Here is a 2,283-nt window from a genome sequence, read left to right as displayed (position 1 = left end):
AGCTGTCGCAATCGCTTCTGGTGACCAAGTTAAACGTAGGTGGTTGGTAATTAAAATTGTCAATGATGGCGTTAGAATTGAATGGCGACCACAAGCCCGCCTTTTATGATCTGCGTCTTGTTGCGCTAATTCGGGATCATAGGGTTTGACCCGATCTAATTCATAGCTAATAGTTGATTTGGCAACGCCTAAGGCGTCAGCCATATCTTGGTAAGTATGATGGCCTTCACTGACCAGTTGAGCTAGCGCACCACGTTGAAAACGTGATAAAGTAGAAGTACCCAAAGTAATCACTCCTTATAGCTGGTTGGAATTAACTACTACCATTGTAAGAGATTGCTTTGGGCCTTTTTTTATTTTTGTTCGGATTAATTATAGAATTTGCCCTTTAGATAGGTTTTATTTATCAATGAGAATTACCTTTCTTAATTCGATATACAAGGATCCAGAAAGGTAATGCAATTAGAACAGTGCCAATTAACGGAATAAATGAATATAAAACAGCTGCGCATGTATAGTTATTTTGATAAATAACAAAATATAATAGAGCACCTGCAGAAACAATTATTCCCGAAATGGGTAAACTTTTAGTCGTGTAAAAGAGTAAATTTTTCTCATATTTTTTCATAAAAATTGCCTCTTATTAATGATTCATTGCACATGCACCTTCTGATGCAGCGCCACACACGACAGCGCAAGCTAAACCTGCGATGCCATTTACGGCAGCCCAAACTGCACAATAGGAACCACAAGCTAACACACCAGCCATACCGCATGAAAATTCTTTGCCATGAAATTTAAAATGCTTTGTCTTTTTTTTCGCCAGAATATTAATTTGATTCAGTTCATTGTTTGAGGCGGAAAATTCGGTTTTTGGTGATGTGCTCTTAGTAGTACCTTGCTCAGCAGAGAAGCTTACAACCTTATTATTGCTCTTATCAACAACCGTTTGAGTTAATATTGTAGTATTTTTGTCATTATTTTTGTAAACATTATAAACAACATCCGTTGATATAGAAGGATCTACTGAGGATGTTGCACGATAATTATATGGTGTGACTGCGTCTTGGTCATTGGTATAACCACGTTTTTTTATATTATTTAAATAGTTATTTATTTTCTCACTTTTATTTAAATTAGAAACATCTTGCTGTGCATTGCTTGAGCTCAAAGACGAAACCTTTGCACTCAAGTTTGAATATTTAAGCTCTGTATTTAAATTATGGTAATAAGATCCAACTCTAGTTTTAGCCGAACCATTAATTGGGAATAAGAACGAGCCAAGTAATACAGTAACTGAGCACATTAGTAGTCCGATAAATATTTTTTTAAAATGTTTTGCCTTACTCATAATCAACAACTCCTCTAATTTTTAAGGAACCCTTATTGTAAGAACTTGTCTACTACTGAAATTTTGGATTCTCCAACTAAACGTGTAACCTCATGGGTGCCATTGTATTTTATTAAAGTTGGTATAGCATTTACATGCAGTCCCTTTAATTTTTTATAGCTAGAATTAGGTTCGTTAGCTAAATCGACTTTAAAGATTTCCTTGTTAGGATGCTTAGCAATAGCTTGTCGGTAAATCTTTTTCATTTTTTGACAATGAATGCAGTATCTAGAAGCATAGAGGACATACGTTATCTTTCTTTTCTTTTGTTTGAGCAATTTTAATGCGGTGGTTAATTTTACATTCACCACTTTTCCTTCTGACTTTGCGAGCACTGTACTTGGAAGTAAAAACATGAGGCTGATTCCTATTACGAACAAGCAAAAACTGCTTAAAACTGTTATTTTTCGTTTTTTCATAAAAAGCCTCCTCAACACATAAAATCGATGTTAAAACAATCAATATATGCTACATGCTCATAATATCACAATTAATTTTGTTTGTGGCAAATTCTATAATTAATTCGAACGAAAGTAAAAACGCCCAGAGTAATCTCTTACAATGGTAGTAGTTAATTCCAACCAGCTATAAGGAGTGATTACTTTGGGTACTTCTACTTTATCACGTTTTCAACGTGGTGCGCTAGCTCAACTGGTCAGTGAAGGCCATCATACTTACCAAGATATGGCTGACGCCTTAGGCGTTGCCAAATCAACTATTAGCTATGAATTAGATCGGGTCAAACCCTATGATCCCGAATTAGCGCAACAAGACGCAGATCATAAAAGGCGGGCTTGTGGTCGCCATTCAATTCTAAGAAGCTGTCCAAGATCTATGATTTTTGATATACTTCTATGTAAAAAGCGAGTTTAAGCTATGAAAAATTATCCCAG

Annotated in this window: 2 protein-coding genes and 2 pseudogenes; 1 reads left to right on the top strand and 3 read right to left on the bottom strand. The window is 35.5% G+C overall.

Annotation, left to right across the window (positions count from 1 at the left end; genetic code table 11):
• The 3 genes and pseudogenes from EKM84_RS14040 to EKM84_RS14030 all read right to left on the bottom strand — a co-directional run.
• Positions 1 to 285, bottom strand: a pseudogene (locus EKM84_RS14040) (helix-turn-helix domain-containing protein); the annotation flags it as partial.
• Positions 286 to 643: 358 nt separating this feature from the next.
• Positions 644 to 1,351 (bottom strand): putative immunity/bacteriocin fusion bifunctional protein, encoded by a 708-nt coding sequence (locus EKM84_RS14035; protein WP_034529865.1) that lies wholly within the window; start codon positions 1,349 to 1,351, stop codon positions 644 to 646.
• Positions 1,352 to 1,383: 32 nt separating this feature from the next.
• A complete protein-coding gene (locus EKM84_RS14030; protein ID WP_034529862.1) occupies positions 1,384 to 1,809 on the bottom strand; it encodes a thioredoxin family protein in 426 nt (141 codons plus the stop codon).
• 184 nt (positions 1,810 to 1,993) lie between these two features.
• Between EKM84_RS14030 and EKM84_RS14025 the strand changes: the two are divergent.
• Positions 1,994 to 2,230 (top strand): annotated as a pseudogene (locus tag EKM84_RS14025) (helix-turn-helix domain-containing protein); the annotation flags it as partial.
• Positions 2,231 to 2,283 lie beyond the last annotated feature (53 nt).

It is taken from the genome of Levilactobacillus mulengensis, from assembly GCF_003946045.1.
Classification (GTDB): Bacteria; Bacillota; Bacilli; order Lactobacillales; family Lactobacillaceae; genus Levilactobacillus; species Levilactobacillus mulengensis.
Note: the sequence above shows the minus strand (reverse complement) of the source record. Positions and strands in the feature narration are given on the sequence as shown.